This window comes from Thermosphaera aggregans (genome assembly GCF_014962245.1).
Taxonomy (GTDB): Archaea; Thermoproteota; Thermoprotei_A; order Sulfolobales; family Desulfurococcaceae; genus Thermosphaera; species Thermosphaera chiliense.
The window spans coordinates 166,978-190,424 of the sequence record NZ_CP063144.1 but is presented as its reverse complement, the minus strand read 5'-3'; the positions used below and the strand labels follow the sequence as shown (position 1 = coordinate 190,424).

Genomic DNA, 23,447 nt, shown 5'->3' with positions numbered 1-23,447 from the left:
CCTCTAACCAAGCACCCTCCACATTGTTGGCAGGTTTAGGTAGCCTACTCCCAGTGTTATCAGTCTTTTCAAGTTGCCGAGTACTTGGGTTAAGCCCTGCCTGAGGGCTAGGAGTGCGCCGTAGAATACTGCGCGGCCTCTTAGAGTGGAGAGCTCTATCTCCAGCAATATCCCCCTTAAAACATCCCGGAGGACAGGGGATTTTACCTTGTGGAGGTGTTTCGCCGCCGCCCAGAGGAGGGCCCGGGACTCCCTCCGGAGCCTTCGCCAAGCACCGTTTCTCAAAGCCTTCCTCACGTAGCGCTTTAAAACATCTCTGTCAATATTCTCCGGTACGAGGTGCTCGGCAACCAGGCTCCTCGCCACCTCAAGGGAGCCCTGGGGGTGGCTACTCTCCAGTAAATCCATCCAGGCAGCGGCTATAAGTGTCAACACATCTCACTCAGCAATGCCCTATAAATCAACACCACTATATAGTGGGAGTGAGTTTAAAAATTTTCTCAAAACCCGTGGAAGGATTCCCCTATACAGCAGGATGTAATACCAGACCATTCCCTCTAGCGTGTGCACTCGCTCTTTAAACAGGGTGTGGGCTTGTTCCTGAATCACTCTGTTGGAACCTTACTGTGAACTAGTTAGTGAGTGCTTTGTTTGACGGGCCCGCCGGGATTTGAACCCGGGTCCTCCGGCTCCGGAGGCCGGCGCCCTGTCCAGGCTAGGCTACGGGCCCTTTTCAAATAGTTATTTAGATTGGATGCTTTAATAGTGTGTTCTCCGGGATGAATGGTTAGATCATTTTCAGCCCTGAGCCTGTTAAAACGGTTGCCACACTCATACCCTTAAGCCTGTCGAGCAGCTTCAGGAAGGCTGCGTAAACTATTGCCGAGGTGGGCTCTATTGTGAAGCCTCTCTCCCAGAGCTCCGTGTAAGCCTTCTCGATCTCGCTGTTCCCAACCAGTACGACATCCCCCTTGCTCTCCCTCACCGCTGAAACAATCTGCTCAAGCCTCGGCGGGTTGGGCACAGCAACCCCGTCCGCCAGGGTGGAAGCCTCCCCCTGCTCCTCACACCCCTTGAAGGCTTTGTAAACAGGTTGCACGCTGTATCCTTGAACAGCGTAGATCACGGGTGTTTTAGAGACTAGTCCGAGGTTTGCAAGGTTTTTGAAACCCTTATACACGCCTAGGAGGAGGGAGCCCGAGCCGACAGGGATGATCAAGGCATCGGGGACCCCGGCTTCCTCGTAAATCTCGTAAGCAATTGTAGCGAAGCCCTCGAGGAACAAGGGGCTCCTGGTGTGGGAGACGTAGAATGATTCCCCAGCACGCTCCAGCACCCTCCTCGACGCTTCAGCCCTGTCCACCGTTTCAACCACCACTCCGCCAAGCCTTCTCACAAGCTTCTTCTTACCCTCCGGAGCACTCCTCGGCATGTAGATGAAAGGCTTCAGCCCGTAGAGCCTTGAGTAGAGCGATACGGATATCCCCGTGTTCCCGCTCGTATCCTCGACAGCGGTGTCAAACCCCATCCTGTAAGCATAGTAGAGTGAGAGAGCTGACCCCCTGTCCTTGAAGCTCCCGCTAGGGTTCAAATAGTCCAGCTTAAACCATACTTCAACACCGTTCAACACCTCCCTAACCAGCGGGGTCCCGCCCTCACCCCTCCCACGCTCAGGAGTGAAGGGCAGCATGGACGAGTACCGGGCTAGACCCCGCCCCCTAGGCTCGAAAACCAGCGGGTGAGAGATCTCCAGGGGGAACCTGCACACGGGGCATTCGTAGAAGTACCTGCTCCACAAGCCTGCTTTAAACCCGCACCGAGGGCAGTACCACTCAGCCAATCCACGGGCACCCTTAATAATTACTACATGTTAAATATTTGAAGCATTGCTTTTCAACGATTAACCAGGGTTTTCCAGTGGGATTAGCAATTAGTTTATAACCTTTCGGAAATAGTATATATATGGGATCAGGTGAGCCTGATTGAAGAAGATCTTGTCAATACTAATCATACTGGCATTACTTACCCCCTACCTAACACTAGTTAAGCCTGTTCAAGCACAGCCTGTCCAACTCGTCTCGATAACCCCTGACAGGGACTACCTCTACCCTGGTGAGGATGTAAACATAACCATTCAAACATCCGTTCCATACGCAAGGGTAACATTCCTGTTAAGGCACACATACAACCCTGAGGTGGTTTACTACGCTAATACAACGATTTTCCCAGACCCGGGAACATACAGTGTTATACTCCATGTCCCATACGAGCTGTTCAACATCGGCGACACAGCATACAATGTGCTATGGATCCAGATAATATTCGGCACGGAGTCTATAAGCGTGTACAGGAGCGTTTACCCGCTCATAATGGTTTCACCATCGGTTACAACAATCCTTGACGAGAACGGGCTGCCGAAGAAGATCCATGTCTCAGGCTTCGGCTTCGAAGAGGGTGCAGGCGTCTACGGCTTCTACCTTGGAGAATACTACTACGAGCTCGAGGAGCCTGTATACGCCAACACCAGCGGCATGTTCGAGTACGAGTTCTACCTGGTCGACATAACCGGCTCCAGCATACCAGGCGGGGAGCACGAGGTGTGGGCTGACAGCGACGCCGAGTTCAACGACTACCAGCAACCGGGGATTCTCACCATTAACCCGATAGCCTTCATAAACCCGACGGAGGGGCGGGGAACAGTTGAAGACCTCATGGAGGTCGAGGTATGGGGTCTCGGCTTCCCCGCGGAGGCCGAGGTTGAAAGCATAAAGCTGTGCAGCGTCTCAAACCCGGCGCTGTGCTACGTGTTCCCGCTCGAAAACTTCTTCACCGACTCCGACGGCTTCCTCTACATCTACGATCTAAGCCAATACAATAGCACACCTCTCGCAGGAGGAGTCTACTACCTCGTCGTGGAGACTGCTGAGGAAACATACGTCTTCCCCAGCGCGCTCTACACCGTGCTCCCCTACATCGAGCTGCTGGGCCCGGACGTGTACCAGCCTAGCACGCTCATATGGTTCAGGGCCGCGGGCTTCCAGCCCGGGACGCTGATATACGTCTACGTTAACGGCGTGCTAATGGTTCAGGAAGCCACTGATGAAAACGGCTACGCGGAGTTCGCCCTGCCGGTGCCGGAGCTGGTTGAGGAGGGCAACGTGACCATACTCGTGACCGACGGGGTTTACGAAGCCTACTTCTACCTTTCAACACCGTTCGCCGTAGTACAGCCCAGCAGCATCCCAGGTAAATACAGCAGCGTCCACGGCTTAACAGTTTACGGCTACGGCTTCATCGAGGGCACAGGGGTCTCCGAGATCTGGCTCTGCGCCACCAACTGCTACGTGTTCCCGGTTGGAGACGTTTACGCTGACAACACAGGATTCTTCCACATACCAGAGCTTGGAAACTACTTCGCAACAAACATGTCCTATGGAACCTACCAACTGCTCGTGAAGCTTGACAGCGGAGGCGTGCTGGCAACCTCATCCTATGTTTCAGTCACGGCTTTAATGGAGCTGTTAACCGGCCCGAGCGTTAAGATAGGCGACACAATATCGATAGCGCTCTACGGCTTCGCATCCGGTGAAACAGTCAACGTCTACCTGGCTAACAGGCTGATATACACGGACAGTGTTGACGTAGACGGTAACGCAACCTTCGTGATCAGGATACCGCTCGATGTTCCGGGAGGAGTCCAGGAGCTCAGGGTTGAGGGTGTGGAGTCTGGAGTAATCCTCAACACCACCCTGGTGATCCAGCCCAGCGCCTTCTGGCTCGTACTGGACTACGAGCACGAGCCCAGGGACGCCCCCAGGGCTTCAGCATCCTACAATGGAACCCAGATAATAGTCTACTACCCGACAGGTGAGGTGGCTTACCTAGGAGACTATATTCAAGTCCTCGGCTACGGCTTCGGCGTTAACGAAACAGTCAACATATATGTTGGAGGAGTCCTCGCCGGCACGGCAAGAGCCGACTACTCGGGCAGAGTGGTGTTCACAGGCCTAGCCCCCTCTGTGCCGGGAGGCAGCTACAGCATAGTGCTCGAGGGCGAGGAGACAGGCACTGTTGAGGCAGTATGGCTTCTCGACGAAACAGTCACAGAGCTCGAGATAGAGGGGAGGATAATAGCTACGGCCCTGGGCAAGGACGAGCTCGTGCTGGAAGGCTCCGGAATCATAAGGATCTACGGCTCAGGCTTGAAACCAGGCACAGTGTTCAAAGCAGTCCTCGTCAACGGCACAGACGCCTTAATGTTCTACGCCTTCTACATCCAGACAGGCTGGTACGTCAACTCCAATGGACTGCTCGTAAGCAGCTACGGGTACCCATCCCTTACAATACCTTTCTCGCAGCCAGCGCTCTACATGGTTACACTGTACTATGAAGACCCCGGCGGCAACGAGTCCTCGGCTGAGCTTCCAGTTCTGGTTATAATACCTTTAGAGATAACTCAGAGGCTTGACGAGATAGAGGCCAGGCTCTCCATGCTGGAGCAGCAGCTAGCAGGAGTCGAGTCCATGATAGAGGAGCTGTCGCAGGAGATAGCCCTCCTCCAGGACATGATCAGCGATCTCACCGGGCAGCTGAACCTGGTCAACGCTACCTTGAGCGGTGAGATAAGCCTCTTGAGGCAGAGAATCATGGAGCTTGAGCAGCTAATCGCAAACCTGAGCCAGCAGCTTGAAATGGTTAACACGTCCTTAACCGACAGTATAGAGGACTTGAGAACCAGGCTTGAAAACGCTTTAACCACTATCCAGGAGCTGTCGTCAAGGATTAATGAGCTGGAGGAGAGCCTCACCGGGCTGAGCAGCCTCGTCAACAATATTTCCAGCGATCTCGAAAGCCTAGGAGAGGATGTTGGAGACTTGAACAGCAGGGTTAGCGATCTAGAAGGCCGGGTGAGCACTCTCCACAGCAGTCTCAACCAGCTGTCAAGCAGGCTTGACGATGTTTCATCACAAGCGTCGATGAGCTACTCGATAGGGATAATAGCCTTAGTGATAGGCCTTGTTGGCGCGGCCCTAGGCCTGCTAGCCTACATGAGGCCTAGGAGACCCGGGTAATGAAAAATCTTTTTTACCCAAACTCAAACATTCCTCGCAGTCTTAGCCCTTGCCCAGATTCTCGGCTGGGGAAGGTTGAACACTGTTAGCACTAGTGTGAAGACCACTGGTAGAGCGAAGCCCGTGATGCTTGGATTATTCTTGCCGTTGTAAAAGCTGAGCACGTAGTAGCCTATTGCCGAGGAGCTCAACTGCTTCTCGGAGAAGACAAGTATTTTCAGCACGCCCGTAGCGCCTTCTCTACCGCCGGAGACGTAGAAGGCTGTGAAAACCTCGTTATTGTTCGAGACCAGCAGTCTCGTAGCATTCCCCGTTCCCTCCTCTTCAACGTAGATGAGGGTTGGGAGCAGGACAGTGTCGTTGCCTGGTGTAAACCATATTCTGACAAGGCTTCCGCCGGGGACATTGGTGACGGTTATGTTATAGGCAAACCTGTAGAAGCCTAGCTGCAGGCTAGTGTTGGATGAGAGCTGGTTGTAAGGGAGGTCCTTGAAGAAATACTCTTTAACCGGGTACTCGTGAACACCGTAGCCGAGCGTGTAGCCCTCGCTGATGTACGGGGCCAGGGAGAGGAGTGTTGCCGATGCAAGCAGTGCTAGGAAGACCATGTCCAGCGGGAAGCCGCTGTAACGCACCCCTCTAAGCCTCCTAGCCGCTGCTAAGAAAATGTTAACCAGCACTGCGGTAGTGATGAGCACTACGTAAGGGTTGAAGCCTTTAGCAACGATTATCGCGTAGCCCGTGTCAACCCTGTCCACGAACACCTGGGTGAACACCCCGTTAACTATCACAGTGTTGGAGTAGTTGGCTCGTTCAAACCCTAGGTCGTAGACCCCTATGGCAGTGCTCGTCTTCCAGTGGCCTGTTATTGATTGAGCAGTATCCAGCGGAAGTATCCAGGTGTAGGATGCGCCGTAATCTACTGTGAGAATCCATGCTGAAAGAGCGATCACGATCGCTATGGAGGCTAGAACAGCCAGCTTGTCAACGCTAATGGTTATAGTGATACTGCCCATACGCATCAATAAATTATAAGGAGGCCTGGGATATAATAGTTTCGCGAAACACACTCCTTGAAAAAGACTCTGTCGTGAAAGGGGTCTGCTTGAAATCTGTCAGCACAATAGTGGGCGGCTACCTGGTCCTCGTTATAACTGTTATGATGGTTTCACAGCTCGCATACTCCTACACGCAGAGTATTGAGTCGTGGAGGAGTGTTCAGAAAAGCACTGTGGAGTCTTTAACGAGCATTACAAACCCGCCCCTGCTCAGCCTCAGAGTCCTCAACGGTGAGCTCTACCTCATAGTTAAAACAGTCCAGCCGGTTCTCATCGAGGCAGTGTTTAAAGAGTACGAGGGCTATAGGTCGTTGGCGAAGGTTTCGGAAACCGTGAGCGGTGAACTCCTCTTCCCGCTGAACTACACTGGTATCCCGTTTAAAACCGGCGTGGTCTTATCCGGGGGAGTACTCCTCTACTACTCACCTTGGAGAGACCCTTGGCTGCAGACCGCGCCCCCTGAGATCGTGGGGAGGACGGTTATAGATGAGGAGCTGGTCAGCTATTTAAACAGCGCATCGAGGACCCAGCTTGTTTTAAACCTGGACTGGGCTGGGTACAAGGTTGGGCTTGGAATAGTCAACTACACTAACACAGGGCCGGATTTTAAAACATTGATTGAGAAGGGGCCTGTTCAATGCTACCAGACCATTCCAACCCCGTACCTCTGCACTGTGAGCATGGTTCAGAACTACGGCTGGCTAACCTACGGGGAGTTGCCGAGCAAGCCTTACTACTCCTTCATAACCTACAACGGGGTTTTAACAGATCCAGCGCGCGGCCTCATCTATGAAAACGGCATCCTCAAGCTGAACCTGTCCTCCCTTTCACCGTACCTTGGGCTTCAAGGCGGCCACACCTACGTGCAGGTGTTCAGGGCTGCGCTGGTCTACGACGACCTCGAGGCTTCTTTCACAGTTAATGCTTCAATAATCAACGCTACCAAGAGCTCCAGGATTTTTGTAACAGCCTATGTTTACGACCCACGCGTCAACATCATGCAACCGGTCCTCATAGATTCTTCAAGCATAGGGTCCACGGGGCCCCACCCATGGATTGGCAGAATGGTGGTCGAAGCTCCCCCGCAGGGTGTTCTACAGGTTCAGGGAGTTTTCAACCTGACAGTAAGCCTTTCAGGGCTTGGATTGAAGGAAGCGCTCGTTGTCTACGGGGTTGAATTAGTCTCGACAGTTGTGGCGAGCACTATGGTTCAGGTGGAGTTAACGGGTCTCCGCGTCCAGGGGTGAGAAGGAATGCTTGGGAACAACCTTCTTCCCCCGTTCATGGGGAATAATCCTCAACCTCCCTCCCTCATGCTCGAAGTACAGCTCCCTCCCCTGGTAGTACCTGTCGAGGAATATGGCGAGCGCAGCTATCTCGGAGTGGGGCTGGTTGCCCACCGCTACATTGTAGTCCGCTACCTCGTAGAAGAATCTTGGAACCTTGGAAGCACCTATCACAATAAGCATGTCGCTACCCCTCCCCCTTATCTCGTCGATAACGCTGTCAACCGGTAAACCATACATTGTCAAGTGAACAATGAAGCCGTGCCTCCTCCACTCCTGCGCGTACTTGAAGGAGTCAACCCCCATTTCAAAGTGGAGGCGCCCTCCCCAGATCTTAACGGTCTTCTCGAACGCCTCCTTAATCTTCTCGTCCACGACATCCCCGAGTATGAAGCCGTTCGCTCCGAAAGCTCTTGCAACCAGCAGGGCGTGGGTTGTAACCCTTTTATCCCTTTGAGGCCTGTGCCCGTATCTTAAAACATAGATTTTCGCAGGGCTCACTTCCTCAACACCTTCCTCAGCGTTGCCTCAACAAGCATTATCAGCTTATCAATGTTGATGTCCTTCTCCGCTGAAATAGGCAGTAAGCTATCCTGGTCATTGTTTAAAACCCTCGTCAAACCCTCCATGATCCCGTTCAACCTTTCACTGCTGACCAGGTCTATCTTGTTTAAAACATGGATTAAAGGCTTACCCTTACACCCTATTTTGCTGAGAATGCTCATGGAGGTTTCAACCTCCCCCATAATCCTCTCCAACGGCTTCGAGGAGTCTAGGACGTTGAGGATTAGGTCGGACTCGGCAACCTCTTCGAGAGTAGCGTAGAATGCTTCAACAACCTCCGGCGGCAGATCCCTTATGAAGCCAACAGTATCTGTCACCACGGCTTCAAGGCTGTTAAACCTCACCTTGTACGACTTCGGGGTGAGGGTTGTGAAGGGCTCGGGGCCCACGGGCTTGCTGAGCCTTGTCAGCCTGTTGAAAAGGGTTGTCTTCCCCGCGCACGTATAGCCTATGATTGCTACGTGAGGGTATCCCAGCCTCTCCCTCCTCTCCCTTCTCAGCGACCTCGTCCTCCTAACCCGTTCAATCTCCCTTCTAACCTTGTTCTCCCTCCTCTTCAGCATGAAGTAGTATTTTTCAAACCCGTACTCTCCAGCCCCGAGGAAACCGTGCATCTCCCCTATCTTAGCATACCTTATAGCCTCCTTGATCAGCGGGAGGTTGCGCCTCAGCTGTGCCAGCTCTATCTGGAGCTTAGCCTCGAGGCTTCCAGCATGGTTTGCAAAGATCTCGAGGATGAGCATTGACCGGTCTACAACATCCTTCCTCAGCTCCCTGACAAGGTTTATTATCTGCGTCGGCTTCAGCGAGTCCATTACAACGAGCTTGTCAAACCTCTTCTTCCTCAACTCGTCGAGCACTGGCGCCGAGACGTATGTTTTCCTGCTCGGCTTCTTAACAACGAAAACATCCTCGATCACGGGGTAAACAGTTCTCACGAGGCTGAGCTCTTCATCAAGGTATTCAACATACTTCTTCGGAACCGCTACCTCAACGATCAACCCTTAGGAACCACCCTTATCCTCCTTGTTAAGCTTGACGAGGTCTCCAATGGTTATGTAGTCCTCGCCCCTGCCTGACGCCGGCGCAGACTCGTCTACAATAGGCTCCAGGAGCTTTATCCCGAGAACCTTCTCAAGCCTCCTAGCCAGGTCTATCCCGGGCTTCAGCCTCCCAGCCTCAATCCTCTTGATAATGTTCTCGCTCTCCTTAACCTTCTGAGCCAGTACCTGTTGCGTCCACCCAAGCCTCTCCCTAGCCTCCCTAACCCTTTTAGCATAGTCCTCGACAACCTCGTACTCCTCCCTGACCGCTTTAGGCCTCGGCGGGGTTGCCGCAGGCTTCGGCTGTGGTGTTTTCTTCTTCTCCTCAATGTAAGGCCTAGCCTTTCCCTGGGTTACAAGCCTGTTGTAGCACTGTGGGCATGCTATTAAAACACTCCCCTCTACCACGATCTTTCTACAATCCCTGCTGTCCTCTACCTCTCTACCACATATTTCACAGTAGCATGGCATTTTCCCGCCACACCCCTGCTTCAATATCTACCTATGGTTTAAATGGGTTTTATAATGGGATAATAAAACCGGGTTTCGTTATGAGTAGTGAGATTGAAAACCTGGATCGGCTTGACGTTGTCGTTAACGAGGAGGATTACGTCAGGTATCTTGAAAACAAGGTTAAAACGCTGGAGAATGAGCGGAAGAACCTTCTGTTGAAGCTTAACTACTACAGGAGCGAGCTCGACAAGCTCCTCGCCTCACCCTTGATCGAGGCTGTAGTCGAGAACGTGCTCCAGGATGGGAAGGTTCTTGTTAAAAGTAGCACAGGGCCAACCCTTGTAGTCACGGTTTCAGACAACGTTGACAAGTCTAGAATAGTCCCCGGGGCAAGGGTAGCTTTAAACCAGAGGGGTTCTACAATAGTGGATGTTCTCCCAGAGTATGTTGACGCCCTCGTCCAGTCTATGGAGGTTATAGAAAAGCCTAGCGTGAAGTACGATGATATAGGTGGTTTAAGCGAGCAGATAAGGGAGCTACGGGAGGTTGTTGAGCTGCCTTTGAAGAACCCTGAGCTCTTCCAGGAGGTTGGCATCGAGCCTCCGAAAGGCGTGCTACTATACGGCCCACCAGGCTGCGGGAAGACAATGCTCGCCAAGGCAGTTGCCTCAGAAGCTGGCGCAACGTTCATAAGCATAGTGGGGAGTGAGCTGGTTCAGAAGTTCATAGGTGAGGGAGCCAGGATAGTCAGGGAGCTCTTCGCTTACGCACGCAGGAAGGCTCCTGCCATAATATTCATCGACGAGGTAGACGCTATCGCGGCTAAGAGAATAGATATTGGGACGAGCGGTGAGAGAGAGGTGCAGAGAACACTCATGCAGCTCCTCGCAGAGCTGGATGGTTTCAAACCCCTCGACAGGATCAAGGTTATCGCGGCGACGAACAGGATAGACATCCTCGACCCGGCCATCCTGAGGCCTGGAAGGCTTGACAGGCTTATCGAAGTACCGCTCCCAGACCTGGACGGCAGGGTTGAGATACTGAGGATTCACACCCGCAGGATGAAGCTGGACAGCAGTGTCGACTTGAAAGCAATCGCCAAGATGACCCAGGGCTTCTCCGGCGCCGAGCTCAAAGCCGTTGTCACGGAGGCCGGGTACAACGCTATCAGGGAGAACAGGAGGGTGGTCTCCATGAGCGATTTCCTGAAAGCTGTTGAGAAGGTTAAGAGTAAGAAGCAGTATAGGAGAGTTGACGAGTTCTCCCTAGAGGTAAAAGATAAAGGGGAGTACGTGAAGTATGTGTATCAATAAGCTTTCAAGCCGAGGATTCAGGGTTGATAACGAGGAAGCCTTTAAAGGAGGAGCTGGATGAAGCGCGGAGGATAGCCGAGTACCAGTTTAACGTTAGAGGGGAGGATTTCATCCCCGATGACTCTGTTTTCATCCTAAGCCCTAGAACCTACAAGCTGAGAATGATACTTGTTAACGGGGAGAAATACCTGTCCCTGAGAGCACAGGACTACAGGTTCATCCTCCACCTGGAGGCAGGGCGGAGGCTTAACCAGCTCCTCCCCCACCCCTATCACCGGGTTTACGTTAAGCCGGAGTACAGCGTTTTCATACGTGAAGGCGGGAATCTCTTCAGCAAGCACGTGTTAATGGCTGACCCGGGGATGAGGCCGGAGGATGAGGTTTTAGTCATGGATGGGGATGAGGTGATCGCTGTGGGGAGAGCCATGCTCCCGGGCTGGGAAATAGTATATTATAAACGGGGTGAAGCAATAAGGATAAGAGAGTATGTGGGAGGTAAGCATGGGGAGCATTAAGATAATACCTTTGAAAAGCCTTGACAAATCACTCTTCGAGAACGCGCTGTTCATAACAGGTTACCAGGGTTTCGGGATGGTAGGATATTTGACAACCCGCCACCTGGTTAGGGAGCTGAAGCTTGAGAAGATAGGGTTGATCAGGACGAAGCACATGCCCGAGGTAACCCTGTACGGGGATGGCGGGCTTCTCTACCCGTTCGAGCTCTACGCGGGCGAGGTGTCCGGGCGTAAAGTACTAGTGTTGTTGAACAACGCGGTTCCACACATACATGAGAGAACGGATTACGCAGAGTTCGCAGCATCCTTGATGAAGGCTTTCAAGGTTGATGAGGCGGTTCTGGTCGGCGGGTTAGACCCTAGTTTAAAGGAGAGCGAGGATGAGAAGTACAGGTGGATACCGATAGGGAGAACCAGGATCAGCTTGAACGCCCCAATCCTCAAGAACAGGCATGTAATAGGCCCGTTAGCCTTGACAATGATGTTTGTTGAAGCATACGGTTTAAACGGGGTAGTAGTCCTGGCTTACACAGACCTCTACAAGCCGGATCCGCGGGCCAGTGCTGTAGCTGTCGAGATCGTTGGGGAGTTGCTGAACACTAAGATAGATACTTCATCACTGCTTGAAGAAGCCAAGATTATTGACGCTATAGAGATGGAGAGGGAGAAGATTGAGAAAGCTATGGAGAGCGAGCTAGCAGAGAAGAAATCTCGCCTAAGCTATATATAAGGATTTTATCCCCATGTCTTGAATACTTCCTTATCCTTTCAAACAGCTCCCTGCTCATCCACGAGGACTCCAGGACTATTAAATCACGGGCCCCAGCCTTCTCTACCAGCTTATCCATGAGCCTTGCAAGGTGCTTGTGGTTTAAAACATCCCTGGTTATCCCGCCCTCATGCTGGTAGAACGGGTACGTCGGGGATAGCGAGGGATGGAACACTCCCAGGGCTGGGTGTATGAACAAGACTTCAAACCCCTCCCCCACTCCAGCCTGGCCCACCGTTAGCTTCAAGTACTCTGGCTGGTGGTTGAAGGGTTTGGAGTGAGCCGGGATCAGGATAACCCTCTTCCCTCTCACCCGGTTCTCTAGAACCTGGAGGCTCCTCCTCCTAGCGTGAGCCAGCCTGGGGTTTTCAAGCGAGTCCCTGTCAATAATCATCAATGCTCTACCATCAGGCTTTGAACGAGGATTATACTTCTACAGTATATCACGGTACTTCCTAACCACGTGGAAGGCTCTCCTCAAGCTCGGGTGGGATTTACTCCTGTACTCGAGAAGCTCCCATAAACGGCCCTCCCTTTTATGCTGCTTAACATTCCTCAACTCCTTCATTAAGACATGCAGGTTATGGGTTGCCAGAAGCTCCTCCCTCTCCCTGCTACCCAGCTCCTTCAACTCCTCAGCACTGTACCGGCTGCAAACAGGGCAGTTGCACGGGAGGTAGGTTAGATCACTTATGTTCTTCGTCCCCGTCTCCGTCATGTATCTTCCATCCCTTGCGTAGAGTATGTAGCTCGCGGAGTCGAAGAAGTCTGCCCCCACGGCTACGAGGAACGGTATGATCATCGGGTGCCCCACGCCGAAGACGTGCAGGGGCCTGTCAGGAGGGAGGTGTAGCTTAGCCAGTGCTGTGAGCTCGACTATAACCCTGTACTCATACTTCTCCAGCAGCAGCGTCGGCGAGCCTATAGCGTACATCTGGTAGGGAAGCCTCCACGCCTGGATCGAGGATCTCACCAGGAGATCCTTGTAGGGCGACCCCTGGATCGGGAGGACCCATACCTGGTCTGAATCCATTATGAGGGGCAAGGCTTCAGCAGCCCTCCTATAGGTTTCGCGAACGGCTTTAAGAGCCTCCTCCCACGTCATCTTGCTACCTGTTGGAACATCTAGTATAACCCCTATGTCAACCCCTATGTTCTTCTCGTACTCGACAATGGTTTTATTATCTACCTCGACATCGCCGTACACGAGGACCTGGTATCCGCCTGAGTCAGTCATTATGGGCTTGCTCCAGTTCAAGGCTTGGTGAATGCTTCTTACAGCTCCATTGTTTCTCTTGTAGAAAAGGTAGGCGTTCGTGATGAACCCGTCGTAGCCTATTTCATGCAGAACGTTTAAGCCAGGAGCCTGCCTAACCGGGTCTACAACAGGGAATAAAAAAGGGGTTTCAATCACTCCATGCCTTGTCCTAAGCTTACCTATCCTCCCCGCGAGCTCGTACTCTCTAGGCTCAAAGTACAAATCGCCTATCCCTTTACAGCCTTTTCTTTAACAGCAGTATACTTCTTCCAGAGACTATACAGTGTTTCAGCCATTGGTCCAACTCCTTCAACACCCTTCTCGCTAACCCTGTATCTTCCCTGAACCTCCACTATCCTGGCCTCCGGGATCACCCTTACCAGGTGCTCAGCAATCTTCATCTCGTGGAGCAGGAAATCCTTGAACTCCTCGGGGTCGAACAAGGGGACCTCGGAAACAAGTATCTCGGAAACCCTATCCCCCTTTATCACTACCTTCGGGAACTTGACACCGTTATTGTCTACAGCGTTTTGAATCAGCAGGTTTAGTGATGGGTGGTCGAAGCCGATTAGAACACCCTCGTAATGCCGCCCATCGCTAAGGATAACCTTAACCTTCTTGTCAATCATGCCTGAGAGCTCGCTCACAAGCTTTCTTGAAGCATCAATCACGGACACCTTGATCACCTAAAGCTTTAATTTAGCTTAACGTTATTAATTCTTACTTAAAAATCAGATTAAATAGGTTTACGAGAGTGCATAGCCATGAGCGTTAAGCTGGAATGCGTTATTGACGGGGTCGAAGACCTGAGAATGCCCAGGGTTTACAGGGTGCACGCTACCTGCGGCGAGGCAAAGCTCGACTTGGAGCTGCATAATGACATCATCCCTAAGGCAATGCTAACCGGTAAGAACATGAGGGTTGAGGTTTCAAGGGAGAAGGAGAGCTGTCTCCAACACTACTTCTGCGGCCAGGGCTACGTGGTATCGGTGGGCAGGATTGGCGAGAACCAGAGAGTAGTTATTTCGCTACACGGATTCCTGGTTGTGCTGAAAACCCCGTCCCAGCTAGGCTTAAACCCCATGGACCAGGTGTTCGTTGGAGCCGATTTCGAGCAATAAAAAAGGTTTGAAGACCAAACATTTTAAGCAACCTGTTTTTCAAAGGGCGTTGTGAAGAATTCTCCCAGGCTTATAAGAATATACCGCTTCATAAACGCGGGTGAGGAAGAGGTTAGGAAGGAGCTCTCCAGGATTGAAGAGCTTATCAAGCAAAGGGTTCTCGAAAACCCTGGGGTTGTCTACAATGTTTTAACAAGCATATCCCACACCGGCGTCGACTCCCTGATAATGATAGAGGCAGGGAGCAGCGGGGAGGTTGTCAGGGAATCCGAGCTCATCTACAACTTGCTGAAAGCTTCCTGTAAAACCCTGGATTTCGAAATCGTTGAGGAGGAATCCTGGAAGCAAGCATTATCTTCAGGGCTGAGGAGTTTTTTCTACGGAGGAAGCGGCTAGACACCATACCTTTCACGGTTGCAAAACCCAGGGTTAAATACCCTGTGCAGCACAGGGTGGAGAGCGGTAACCAGGTTGGAGACTATGTTGTGGTAGGCTGGACCATTAACACTGTTCCAAGGCTTGAGGCTAGACTACCTTTAAACCTGTTGAACAGGCATATCCTAATAGTCGGGGCGACCGGGACAGGCAAGTCCTACACTGCTTCTAGAATAGCGTGGAGGGTTAGCCTGAAAGGGATCCCAGTGATAATTCTCGACTGGCACGGCGAGTACGGTGACCTGGTGGCTGAAGGGGTGAGGCTCAACCCGTTTGAAAACCCGGTGGAATTCCTCAGCACCAGCGACCCCAGGAGCGATGTAGAAGTTATCAGCGACGTACTGGGCTTGACTCCTCCGCAGGAGTACCTGCTCTGGAGAATCATCAGCGAGAAGGGAAGCAAGCTAGAGAGTGTTGAATCACTTGCGAGAGCCCTGGAAGCCTACTACGACGATGCTAGCTGGGTAAGGGAGACAAGGCTTTCACTCCATAGAAAGCTGAAAATCCTAGCCTCAAACCCCTACGCCAGATTATTCAACAGTAACAGCAGGCTACCGGTGGATGCGGCCGAACCCGGCAAGCCCGTGATAGTGGACTTGTCACTGATCCGGAATGTTAACGTGAGAAGGATATATGGTACAATGCTTCTCGCCAGACTGGTTAACATGAACTACGGCTTGAGAAAGAGGTATTTGATACTTGTAGAGGAGGCTCAAAACTACCTGGGAAGGGAGAACCCTGTCGGCTTCCTAGCCAGGATGATGGGGGAGATCAGGAAGAACAATATAGGCTTCTGCGTTATAACACAGTCGCCTTCGCTAATAGTTGACCAGGTCCTAGTCAACACTAACACTAAGATCATCCACTCGGTCAAGTCTAACATGGATTTAGAAGTGGTTTCGAGAAGCCTCTTCTTAGACCAGGAAACAGCTAGGATACTTCCCTACATGGATGTTGGAGAAGCACTCCTCTTCAATCCCAGCCTTAAAAAACCTGTTTTAATAAGGGTTGAGTAGTGAAGACTGAAAAGATTAGTCTTCCTCTTTCTTCTCCTCTTCTCCAGGCTTCTTGCCTGCTTCAGCGCCTTTCTCAAGCTTGCTGGCAGCTATTAAGTCATCGATTCTCAGGATTATTGTTGAAGCCTCCGTGCCAGCCTTTATAGCGTTAGCCACCACGCTGACAGGCTCGATAACACCGTTCTTGTACATGTCGTCAATGTCGCCGGTGAACACGTTTACCCCGATGTACTTGCCATCGTCTTTCTCATGGGCTGCTCTAAGCTTCATTATCATGTCGACAGGGTCTAGCCCAGCGTTCTCTATCAGAGTCACCACGAGTCCCTCCAGGGCTTTGGCGAAAGCCTCTATGGCGAGCTGCTCCTTCCCACCAACCTTCGTCGCTAGCTTCCTGATGTGCTTAGCCAGCTCTATCTCTATTGCTCCACCGCCGGGTACTATGCGTCCATCCTTGATAGCGTCTGCCACTGCGGACAGGGCATCCCTCATGCTTCTCTCAGCTTCGTCGACAAGCCTCTCTAAACCACCCCTTATCACAATGCTCACAGCTCTTGGGTTCTTGCATCCCTCAACGAACACCATCTTGTCCTCTCCAATCTTCCTCTCCTCAACCAGCTTAGCGTAGCCCAGATCCTCGGGCTTCAAGTCGTCGATGTTGCTCACGATCCTGCCGCCGGTCGCTCTCTCCAACTTCTCTAGATCGCTCCTCTTAACCCTTCTCACAGCGAGGATGCCCTTCTTAGCGAGGAAGTGCTGGGCAACCTCGTCAATACCCTTCTGAGTTATGACCACGTTAGCACCTATCTCAACGATCTTGTCCACAAGCTTCATCAGTATTTCCTCTTCCTGCTGCAGGAAGGCTTTCAGCTGGCTTGGGTCGTTAATCCTTATCTCAGCATCGATCTCGGGCTTCTCGATCTCGAGGGGTGCGTCGAGCAGGGCTATCTTAGCCTCGCTAACCCTTCTCGGCATTCCAGGGTGGACAACCTCCTTGTCCAGCACGATGCCGTAGACCAGCATTGAGTCGAGCAGGGCGCCTCCATACTTCTTGATTATCTGGATGTTGTCAAGGTCGACATAGTACTTGTCTCCTCTCAGCTCAACGATCTGTTTAACCGCTTTAACAGCCATCTCGGCAAAGTACTCCCTGGCATCGTGCACTGCTTTGCTGGTTAGAGAGGTCTTGGCAATCTTCTTCAACGACTCCTCATCGTCAATGCTTATCGGCTCTGAGAGCTGGTAGAGCAGGTTCAAAGCCTCCTCCATCGCCCTCCTGTAGCCGGCGATTATGAGTGTTGGATGAATATTCTTAGCCAGCAACTCCTCAGCATTCTTCAACAGCTCGCCGGAGAAGACAACAGCTCTCTTAGTTCCATCCCCAACCTCGCTGTCCTGGCTCTTCGCCACCTGGACGAGCATTTTAGCGGCTGGGTGCTGTATCTCAGCCTTGTCAAGGATTGTCGCACCGTCGTTGGTGATGGTGACGTCTCCAAGAGCGTCAACCAGCATCTTGTCCATGCCTTTCGGCCCGAACGTTGTCTTAACCATTTCAGCAACCGCTCTAGCAGCCATTATGTTGGTTCTTAAAGCATCCCTACCAGCGGTTCTCTGGGTTCCCTCCTTAAGTATTAATACAGGTATTCCAGTTGGTTCGACAGCCATTTTCATTCACCCTCGTAAACTAAGGATCCAATGATCTGTGAATTTAATGGCTTCTATATAAACTTTTCTATCCCTTGGAAAGCTTGAAGCCTTGGGGAGGAGCCTCCAAGGCAACCTCCCAGTCAACAATCCTGTAGTAAAGGTTCAACTCCTCATTGTTTAAAACCAGGGTGTGGTCAGCCCCGGGATCCATTACAACGACCAGGTAATCCCCAGCAGTCCTCACGCCTTTCACGCCAGGTATCCTGAGGAGGTGGCGTACTGCTGTGAGAGTGCAGCTTGCACAACCCTTACTCCTAACCTTCAGCTTTAACAGCTTATGGCTCAACCTAGTAAGCACCCGGGGGCCTCTCCAGCAATTTATGCTTACACTGTCTTTTAACCGTGAACTAAGCGGGTGGTTGCTTCTGCACGGTATTTCAAACACTCCCGCTACCATGGTGGTTTCGCAACGGTTCACTCAGCACTCCTCCAGGAGCTGGGGGTTGCTGGAGTAATTCAGGTTTAAATGTAATTAATATTTAATTAAGGAGTAGTAGGCTTGCCGAGGATTGTTACACCAGTGTTCAGGAGCAAGATGGATTACAAGGTTGTCACACCCCTGCAGGCCCGCCGAGACCCTGGCCGAGGCTGGTATGTGTGAGAGAGGTGTTGGTTGAGGAGTACTTGGACTTCGCCTCCCGGAACGCTAGCATAACTATTGATGATCAAATCATCCCGCTTAAACCTATCAAGGTGACGAGGCTTGAGCCCTCCTCGCAGGAGCTCCCCGATGTTTCAACCACTGTCTGGAGCTTCCCTAAGCGAGGCTCTTGGGCTACTCATAAAGGAGATTACAGGGGAAACTGGCCTCCCCAAATCCCGCGTGCGCTAATCCTCAAGTACACTGGTGAAGGAGATGTTGTATTAGACCCCATGGTTGGCTCGGGGACGACGTGTGTTGAAGCCGTGTTGCTCGGGAGGAACTGTATCGGCGTGGATTTAAACTATCATGCTGTAATGCTAACCCATCACAGGCTTTACTACCTGGTTAAAGCACTAGAGGGCAGTGGTGCCCCGCGGGGCTGGTATAGAATCTACCACGGGGATGCGAGGAGGCTGGATAAGATACAGGATGATAGCGTGGACTTGGTGGCGACACACCCGCCCTACCTCAACATAGTCAGGTATGGCGTGGAGAAGTCTGAGGGAGACCTCTCAGCTGTGAGAGGGCTAGAGGAGTTCCTGGCCTTGTTCAAGGAGGTGGCCAGGGAGATTTACAGGGTGCTTAAACCCGGGAAGACCCTAGCAATCCTCGTAGGCGACACACGGGTTAGGAAGCACTATGTCCCGCTAACCCACTACGTCCTGCTAACACTTCTAGACACCGGCTTCGTGCTGATGGAGGAGGTTGTTAAAATACAGCACAAGATGAAAACGACCAGGGAGGTTTGGAGCCGTTTGAGAAACAGGGATTTCCTGCTGATATATCATGAAAAACTCTTCATACTCAGGAAGCCTGTTGGCAAGGATTCAAGGCTGAGGTATAGTGGTAGGCAAGACTTCGTCGAGCTGAAGCTTTAAACAATAGTGGAAACCCCCGCCAGCCCTCATAGTATCACGCTAGGGCTCGTAGGTAAGAGTTGAATTTATGAGTGGGTATTTATAAATTAAAAAATGAACTGGGCTCTGCCGACTTGGAATGGTGGTTACGCTGCCGAGGAAAGAGGATAATGCTTTAATGAGGATTGCCAGGGACATCATCCGTAAGACTTATGGAGAGATAGCCTTGCAATTATTCGACTACATGCTGGAGAACAACGGGTACGTGGCTGAGGAAACCCTAACCAAGGACACCGGGATCAAGTCTAATGAAGGGAGGAAGGTTCTTCAGAAAATGTCCGAGGAAGCAATAATAGTGCCCGGGAAGCTGAAGACAGGGGATGCAACCCTTCACACATGGGTTTTAAACAAGGTTGCGCTTAAGAGCTTCGTGCTCAACAGGTTGAAGAAGGCTAGGGAGAAGCTTGAGGCCAGGCTCAGCTACGAGAGGGATAACATTATCTACGAGTGCCCGGTGTGCGGCAGAAGATACTCCTTCGAGGAAGCCTACCTGAACGATTTCAAATGCGTTAACGAGGGAGCAGACCTCCTAGAGTCTAACAATGACGAGATAGTTTCACTCCTCCAGTCGAAAATCAAGGAGCTTGATGAGAAAATAGCTGAGCTGAGTGAGCTCTGAGTTGAAAGAATACACCGTAGTAGACTTGTTCTGCGGGGCAGGAGGATTCTCCCTCGGCTTCCACCTGACACGCAGGTTTAGAACAATCCTCGCCGTGGACAATTACAATCCTGCAGGGCTTACGTACAAGCTGAACTTTCCAACAGTGAAAGTCCTGCTCGAAGACATTAAGGAGGTTAGTGATCCACTGCTGAGGAAGACGCTGAAGGATGTGAAAATAGATGTGTTAATAGGGAGCCCTCCCTGCGAGCCTTTCACAGGAGCGAACCCGAGGCGGGAGCGCAACCCGTTGGACAGGCTGTACAAGGACCCTGCCGGGCAGCTAACACTCCACTACATCAGGATCCTGGGGGTTCTCCAGCCCAGGGTTTTCGTGATGGAGAATGTTCCAGCAATAACCGAGGATGGTTTAAAAGACACTCTGCTAGGCGAGTTTGAAAGAGCCGGGTACGAGAAGGTTTACTTCAACATTCTCGAAGCCGAAGAGTACGGCACTCCAAGCCACCGGAGAAGAGTGTTTGTTTCAAACATTAGAATACAGCCTCCCCCCAGCCCCAGGGTCGTAACGGTTGAGGAGGCGCTCAGCAATCTCCCCCCTCCGGGAGGCTTCCCGCCTAATCACGAACCCCCGAAGGAGCCTTCCCGTAGAAAGGTTAAAAGGATGAGCATGCTCGACTGGGGCGAGGCCATGATCCACTACCAGGGGGCTGAGAAGGAGCTTCCAAACCTGATAAGGCTTCACCCGCGCAGGATAGCCCCCACTGTGCTGGGATCCTCACGCTTCATACATCCCTACGAGAACAGGTTTCTAACAGTTAGGGAGCAGGCAAGGCTCATGGGTTTCCCAGACTCATTCGTCTTCACAGGGGGCAGGGACGACCAGTACAATATGATCGGTGAGGCGGTCCCCCCGCCTCTCGCCAAGGCGATAGGTTTATACGTTGCCAATAAGCTGGATGAGGAAGGGGGTTGAAATGTACGTTGTGCTCTACTCTCCAACAGGAATACACAAGGTTGTAGAATTCCTTAAGACAATGTACCTGGTCGACGGGTTCACCCCCGTGATCGTCAAACCCATAGGGGCAGCGGCACAGATAGGTGTGCCGGAGGCTCATAAAATAGCCTACAAGGCTGGGAAGCCCCTGATAGTTCTACCGGAGCTGGCAGATGTTTCGAGAATCCTGGGTGCCGACCCGGTCTACTACTTGAGCGATGAAGGCGAGGAAAAGGGGTTTGAAGAGGTTTTCACAACAGGCGGAAATGCCGCGGTGGTTCTAAACGCGGGTGATGTAGAGCCTAGTAGGAAGGAGCTTGAAAACGTTAAAACAGTATGGATTAGGAACTTCCCTAAGGGCTTGCCGGCCACCGCCTTATCCGGCGTCATAGTCTACAATGCATTACTACTGAGGACTACCAGGTAGCGTAGGATATCTTTACAGCACGGCTCTCCTCGTCAATCCTTCTCCAATCCTCGTAGGAGAGCTCCCAGCCGAGCGCCCCAGCCAGCTCCTCAACCTGCTCCGGCGTCTTAGCACCCGGTATTGGCAGTATGACAGGACTGTACTTCAGCATCCAGTTCAGCACGACCTGGGCAGGAGTTTTACCATATTTTGCAGCCACATCGCGCAGCGTGTTCAACAGCTTCTCAAGCTTCGCAAAGTTCTCAGGGTGGAAAACAGCCTCACCGCCCCTGACATCCTTGAACTCGGGCAGGGCTCCCGGCGAGTACTTCCCTGTTAAAGCCCCCTTAGCCAGGGGGCTCCAGGGTATGAAGGTGAGGTCGTTTGCTTCAGCATAAGGTATCAGCTCCTCCTCAGCCCACCTCTCAGCCAGGTTGAACCTGTACTGCATGCTGACAATGTCGGTGAAGGAGAAGGATGATCTCAACTCCTCGATCAACACCACCGGGTAGTTGCTGACTCCAAGGTATTTAACCTTGCCCAGGAGGACAAGCCTTTCAAGCGTTTTAGCATAGGTTGAAGTGGGGAAGTTGTGCCAGCAGGGAGGCCAGTGAAGCTGGAGCAGGTCTATTGAGTCAACCCCAAGCCTTTTCAGGGACTTGTCCACAGACTTGAAGATGTCGTGCGGGTTCAGGAACTCGCCAGGTATTTTAGTAGCGATAACCACCTCGTCTCTATTAACACCAACCTCCTTAAGGGCTCTTCCCAGGAACTCCTCGCTCATCCCTCTCCCGTAAACCATGGCGGTGTCGAAGAAGTTTATGCCTAGCTCAACCGCTTTAGCGATCACCTGCTTAGCCTTCTCGTAATCGGTTAACCCCCATGCCTCACTATACTGCCACGTGCCCAATCCTATTCTTGAAACTTTTAAATCAGTCCAGCCAAGAGTAGTGTACTCCAAGAGCCACACACCTGTTTACAAGTATGTGCTTCATGGTTTAAAACGCTTGAAGCTTATTACCATGTTTAGGTGAACCTAATGAGCACTAAGTTCAGGATTACCGGTTTATCCGCGGCGAGAACCGCTCCCGCGATAGAGGACAGGTATGAGACCATCGTGGTCGGGGGAGGACCGGCAGGTTTGACAGCCGCGCTGTACAGTGTGAGATACGGGCATAAAACACTCTTAGTGACGAAGCTGCTAGGGGGCAACATCACGGAGGCACCCCTGGTTGACGACTATATTGGAGTACCCGATGTCTCAGGCAACGATCTCGCCGACAAGTTTGTGAAGCATGTGAAGAAGTATAATGTCCCAATAGTCATCGACGAGGTTGTCGACGTTGTGAGGAAGCCTGAGGAAAACCTTTGGTGTGTGAGGCTGAGGGATTTGAAGAAGGAGGTGTGTGCTTACTCCATAATCCTAGCGGTTGGCTCGGAGAAGAAGAAGCTTGGTGTTCCAGGCGAGAAGGAGCTTGTTGGTAAGGGGGTTTCCTACTGCGCAACCTGTGACGGGCCATTGTTCAAGGGTAAAACGGTAGCGGTTGTTGGAGGAGGCAACGCTGCGCTAACCTCAGCCATATACCTGGCTAAGATAGCTTCTAAAGTATACTTGATACACAGGAGGAGCGAGTTCAGGGCTTTCAACGTTTACGTTGAAGCAGCCAGGAGCAATCCAAACATCAAATTCTTACTCGACAGCGTTATCAAGGAGATTATCGGCAGGGACAGGGTTGAAGCGATCAGGGTTCTAAACCTGGCTACCGGGGAGGAGAGCGTTGTAAACGTGGACGGGGTCTTCGTTGAGATAGGGCTTCAACCACCCGTCGAGTTCTTCAAGAAGATAGGTCTCGAGCTCGACGAGACCGGGAGGGTGATGGTTAAGGTTGACAGGAGCACAAACCTGCCAGGCATATTCGTAGCAGGCGACGCGGCGGGAGGGCCGTTCAAGTACAGGTTTGAACAGATAATAACAGCAGCCGCGGATGGGGCGATAGCTGCTGACGCGGCTTGCAAATACGTCTGCGCCCTAAAGCATGCGGGAGGGTCAGCGCCCAGGTAACCCTCACAGCGGGACCGGGGGAATCTCTTTTTCGAAACACGCCTATAGTGAAAAATCTCGAGCCGGCCGCGTGGCGTTAAGATTAAAAAACCAATAGACTAGTTAAGAATCATGAGGGGTTTCGAGGGCCCGTAGCTCAGCCAGGTAGAGCGCCCGGCTCATAACCGGGTGGACCGGGGTTCAAATCCCCGCGGGCCCA

General features: G+C 52.0%; 25 protein-coding genes and 2 tRNA genes. 14 read left to right on the top strand and 13 right to left on the bottom strand.

All coding sequences use genetic code 11. The features are described from left to right. Positions 1-3: 3 nt before the first annotated feature. From IMZ38_RS01110 to IMZ38_RS01100, 3 genes are all read right to left on the bottom strand, one after another. Entirely contained in the window at positions 4-432 is a 429-nt protein-coding gene (locus tag IMZ38_RS01110; RefSeq protein WP_193436365.1) for a hypothetical protein, read from the bottom strand. A 223-nt stretch (positions 433-655) separates the two neighbouring features. Continuing rightward, a tRNA-Arg gene (locus IMZ38_RS01105) sits at positions 656-730 on the bottom strand. Between the two features lie 57 nt (positions 731-787). Further along, a complete protein-coding gene (locus IMZ38_RS01100; protein ID WP_193436364.1) occupies positions 788-1,840 on the bottom strand; it encodes a pyridoxal-phosphate dependent enzyme in 1,053 nt (350 codons plus the stop codon). 142 nt (positions 1,841-1,982) lie between these two features. Between IMZ38_RS01100 and IMZ38_RS01095 the strand changes: the two genes are divergently transcribed. Next, the gene (locus tag IMZ38_RS01095) at positions 1,983-5,072 is read left to right on the top strand and encodes a hypothetical protein (protein WP_193436363.1); all 3,090 of its coding nucleotides are present in this window, start codon (positions 1,983-1,985) and stop codon (positions 5,070-5,072) included. A gap of 23 nt (positions 5,073-5,095) precedes the next feature. Here the strand turns inward: IMZ38_RS01095 and IMZ38_RS01090 are convergent, their stop codons facing one another. Further along, the gene (locus tag IMZ38_RS01090) at positions 5,096-6,088 is read right to left on the bottom strand and encodes a hypothetical protein (RefSeq protein WP_193436362.1); all 993 of its coding nucleotides are present in this window, start codon (positions 6,086-6,088) and stop codon (positions 5,096-5,098) included. A gap of 89 nt (positions 6,089-6,177) precedes the next feature. Here IMZ38_RS01090 and IMZ38_RS01085 point away from each other — a divergent pair, with 89 nt between their 5' ends. After that, complete coding sequence (locus IMZ38_RS01085; protein ID WP_193436361.1) at positions 6,178-7,377, top strand: hypothetical protein; 1,200 nt, start codon at positions 6,178-6,180, stop codon at positions 7,375-7,377. Here IMZ38_RS01085 and IMZ38_RS01080 read toward each other — a convergent pair. From IMZ38_RS01080 to IMZ38_RS01070, 3 genes are read right to left on the bottom strand one after another with little or no spacing between them, the layout of a single operon-like run. Then, positions 7,351-7,917 (bottom strand): tRNA (cytidine(56)-2'-O)-methyltransferase, encoded by a 567-nt coding sequence (locus tag IMZ38_RS01080; RefSeq protein ID WP_193436360.1) that lies wholly within the window; start codon positions 7,915-7,917, stop codon positions 7,351-7,353. The two genes, IMZ38_RS01085 and IMZ38_RS01080, sit on opposite strands and share 27 nt — an antisense overlap. Beyond that, positions 7,914-8,981 carry a GTPase HflX gene (gene hflX / locus IMZ38_RS01075; protein WP_193436359.1) on the bottom strand — a complete coding sequence of 356 codons (1,068 nt, stop codon included), beginning with the start codon at positions 8,979-8,981 and terminating at the stop codon, positions 7,914-7,916. The genes IMZ38_RS01080 and hflX overlap by 4 nt, the downstream gene beginning before the upstream one ends. Before the next feature lie 3 nt (positions 8,982-8,984). Beyond that, positions 8,985-9,494: a multiprotein bridging factor aMBF1 gene (locus IMZ38_RS01070; RefSeq protein ID WP_193436864.1), complete on the bottom strand. Its 510-nt coding sequence runs from the start codon at positions 9,492-9,494 to the stop codon at positions 8,985-8,987. An 80-nt stretch (positions 9,495-9,574) separates the two neighbouring features. Here IMZ38_RS01070 and IMZ38_RS01065 point away from each other — a divergent pair, with 80 nt between their 5' ends. Genes IMZ38_RS01065 through IMZ38_RS01055 form a run of 3 tightly spaced genes read left to right on the top strand, consistent with a single transcriptional unit; the run spans position 9,575 to position 12,034 of the window. Continuing rightward, positions 9,575-10,789: a proteasome-activating nucleotidase gene (locus tag IMZ38_RS01065; RefSeq protein ID WP_193436358.1), complete on the top strand. Its 1,215-nt coding sequence runs from the start codon at positions 9,575-9,577 to the stop codon at positions 10,787-10,789. A 23-nt stretch (positions 10,790-10,812) separates the two neighbouring features. After that, complete coding sequence (locus IMZ38_RS01060; RefSeq protein WP_193436357.1) at positions 10,813-11,304, top strand: PUA domain-containing protein; 492 nt, start codon at positions 10,813-10,815, stop codon at positions 11,302-11,304. After that, positions 11,291-12,034 (top strand): proteasome assembly chaperone family protein, encoded by a 744-nt coding sequence (locus IMZ38_RS01055; protein ID WP_193436356.1) that lies wholly within the window; start codon positions 11,291-11,293, stop codon positions 12,032-12,034. Before IMZ38_RS01060 ends, IMZ38_RS01055 begins: the two co-directional genes overlap by 14 nt. Here the strand turns inward: IMZ38_RS01055 and IMZ38_RS07290 are convergent. The 3 genes from IMZ38_RS07290 to IMZ38_RS01045 are packed head-to-tail and all read right to left on the bottom strand — an operon-like array spanning position 11,985 to position 14,017. After that, positions 11,985-12,467: an HAD domain-containing protein gene (locus IMZ38_RS07290; protein ID WP_227410891.1), complete on the bottom strand. Its 483-nt coding sequence runs from the start codon at positions 12,465-12,467 to the stop codon at positions 11,985-11,987. The two genes, IMZ38_RS01055 and IMZ38_RS07290, sit on opposite strands and share 50 nt — an antisense overlap. A 39-nt stretch (positions 12,468-12,506) precedes the next feature. Continuing rightward, positions 12,507-13,553, bottom strand: a complete 1,047-nt coding sequence (gene tgtA / locus IMZ38_RS01050; RefSeq protein WP_227410890.1) for a tRNA guanosine(15) transglycosylase TgtA — start codon at positions 13,551-13,553, stop codon at positions 12,507-12,509. Between the two features lie 5 nt (positions 13,554-13,558). Further along, entirely contained in the window at positions 13,559-14,017 is a 459-nt protein-coding gene (locus IMZ38_RS01045) for an Lsm family RNA-binding protein (protein ID WP_227410889.1), read from the bottom strand. A 78-nt stretch (positions 14,018-14,095) separates the two neighbouring features. Here IMZ38_RS01045 and IMZ38_RS01040 point away from each other — a divergent pair, with 78 nt between their 5' ends. The 3 genes from IMZ38_RS01040 to IMZ38_RS01030 are packed head-to-tail and all read left to right on the top strand — an operon-like array spanning position 14,096 to position 15,903. Further along, positions 14,096-14,452 carry a DNA-directed RNA polymerase subunit G gene (locus IMZ38_RS01040; protein WP_193436355.1) on the top strand — a complete coding sequence of 119 codons (357 nt, stop codon included), beginning with the start codon at positions 14,096-14,098 and terminating at the stop codon, positions 14,450-14,452. A gap of 51 nt (positions 14,453-14,503) precedes the next feature. Next, positions 14,504-14,848 carry a hypothetical protein gene (locus IMZ38_RS01035; RefSeq protein ID WP_193436354.1) on the top strand — a complete coding sequence of 115 codons (345 nt, stop codon included), beginning with the start codon at positions 14,504-14,506 and terminating at the stop codon, positions 14,846-14,848. Positions 14,849-14,904: 56 nt separating this feature from the next. Continuing rightward, a complete protein-coding gene (locus tag IMZ38_RS01030) occupies positions 14,905-15,903 on the top strand; it encodes an ATP-binding protein (RefSeq protein WP_193436353.1) in 999 nt (332 codons plus the stop codon). Between the two features lie 15 nt (positions 15,904-15,918). Here the strand turns inward: IMZ38_RS01030 and thsB are convergent, their stop codons facing one another. Beyond that, the gene (gene thsB, locus IMZ38_RS01025; RefSeq protein WP_193436352.1) at positions 15,919-17,565 is read right to left on the bottom strand and encodes a thermosome subunit beta; all 1,647 of its coding nucleotides are present in this window, start codon (positions 17,563-17,565) and stop codon (positions 15,919-15,921) included. Between the two features lie 67 nt (positions 17,566-17,632). Continuing rightward, the gene (locus IMZ38_RS01020) at positions 17,633-17,893 is read right to left on the bottom strand and encodes a hypothetical protein (RefSeq protein ID WP_193436351.1); all 261 of its coding nucleotides are present in this window, start codon (positions 17,891-17,893) and stop codon (positions 17,633-17,635) included. Positions 17,894-18,204: 311 nt separating this feature from the next. On the opposite strand from IMZ38_RS01020, the gene IMZ38_RS01015 reads away from it, so the two are divergent. The 4 genes from IMZ38_RS01015 (at position 18,205) to IMZ38_RS01000 (ending at position 21,207) form a co-directional block, all read left to right on the top strand. Next, the gene (locus IMZ38_RS01015) at positions 18,205-19,128 is read left to right on the top strand and encodes a DNA methyltransferase (protein ID WP_193436350.1); all 924 of its coding nucleotides are present in this window, start codon (positions 18,205-18,207) and stop codon (positions 19,126-19,128) included. A 118-nt stretch (positions 19,129-19,246) separates the two neighbouring features. Next, positions 19,247-19,786, top strand: a complete 540-nt coding sequence (locus IMZ38_RS01010) for a transcription factor TFIIE (protein ID WP_193436349.1) — start codon at positions 19,247-19,249, stop codon at positions 19,784-19,786. 1 nt (position 19,787) lies between these two features. Continuing rightward, positions 19,788-20,759, top strand: coding sequence for a DNA cytosine methyltransferase (locus IMZ38_RS01005; RefSeq protein WP_193436861.1), 972 nt, complete (start codon positions 19,788-19,790; stop codon positions 20,757-20,759). Further along, entirely contained in the window at positions 20,728-21,207 is a 480-nt protein-coding gene (locus IMZ38_RS01000) for a RecB-family nuclease (RefSeq protein ID WP_227410888.1), read from the top strand. Before IMZ38_RS01005 ends, IMZ38_RS01000 begins: the two co-directional genes overlap by 32 nt. Here the strand turns inward: IMZ38_RS01000 and IMZ38_RS00995 are convergent. Beyond that, positions 21,197-22,147 (bottom strand): aldo/keto reductase, encoded by a 951-nt coding sequence (locus tag IMZ38_RS00995; protein WP_193436348.1) that lies wholly within the window; start codon positions 22,145-22,147, stop codon positions 21,197-21,199. The genes IMZ38_RS01000 and IMZ38_RS00995 overlap by 11 nt on opposite strands. Before the next feature lie 78 nt (positions 22,148-22,225). Here IMZ38_RS00995 and IMZ38_RS00990 point away from each other — a divergent pair, with 78 nt between their 5' ends. Then, positions 22,226-23,248 carry an NAD(P)/FAD-dependent oxidoreductase gene (locus tag IMZ38_RS00990; RefSeq protein ID WP_193436347.1) on the top strand — a complete coding sequence of 341 codons (1,023 nt, stop codon included), beginning with the start codon at positions 22,226-22,228 and terminating at the stop codon, positions 23,246-23,248. A gap of 125 nt (positions 23,249-23,373) precedes the next feature. Next, positions 23,374-23,447 (top strand) — tRNA-Ile (locus IMZ38_RS00985).

Excerpts from the sequence above, each read along its gene's own strand:
- IMZ38_RS01090 (WP_193436362.1), bottom strand. The coding sequence starts at position 6,088 with ATGGGCAGTATCACTATAACCATTAGCGTTGACAAGCTGGCTGTTCTA.
- IMZ38_RS01070 (WP_193436864.1), bottom strand. The coding sequence starts at position 9,494 with ATGCCATGCTACTGTGAAATATGTGGTAGAGAGGTAGAGGACAGCAGG.
- IMZ38_RS01065 (WP_193436358.1), top strand. The coding sequence starts at position 9,575 with ATGAGTAGTGAGATTGAAAACCTGGATCGGCTTGACGTTGTCGTTAAC.
- IMZ38_RS01055 (WP_193436356.1), top strand. The coding sequence starts at position 11,291 with ATGGGGAGCATTAAGATAATACCTTTGAAAAGCCTTGACAAATCACTC.
- IMZ38_RS07290 (WP_227410891.1), bottom strand. The coding sequence starts at position 12,467 with ATGATTATTGACAGGGACTCGCTTGAAAACCCCAGGCTGGCTCACGCT.
- IMZ38_RS01040 (WP_193436355.1), top strand. The coding sequence starts at position 14,096 with ATGAGCGTTAAGCTGGAATGCGTTATTGACGGGGTCGAAGACCTGAGA.
- thsB (WP_193436352.1), bottom strand. The coding sequence starts at position 17,565 with ATGGCTGTCGAACCAACTGGAATACCTGTATTAATACTTAAGGAGGGA.
- IMZ38_RS01010 (WP_193436349.1), top strand. The coding sequence starts at position 19,247 with ATGGTGGTTACGCTGCCGAGGAAAGAGGATAATGCTTTAATGAGGATT.
- IMZ38_RS00990 (WP_193436347.1), top strand. The coding sequence starts at position 22,226 with ATGAGCACTAAGTTCAGGATTACCGGTTTATCCGCGGCGAGAACCGCT.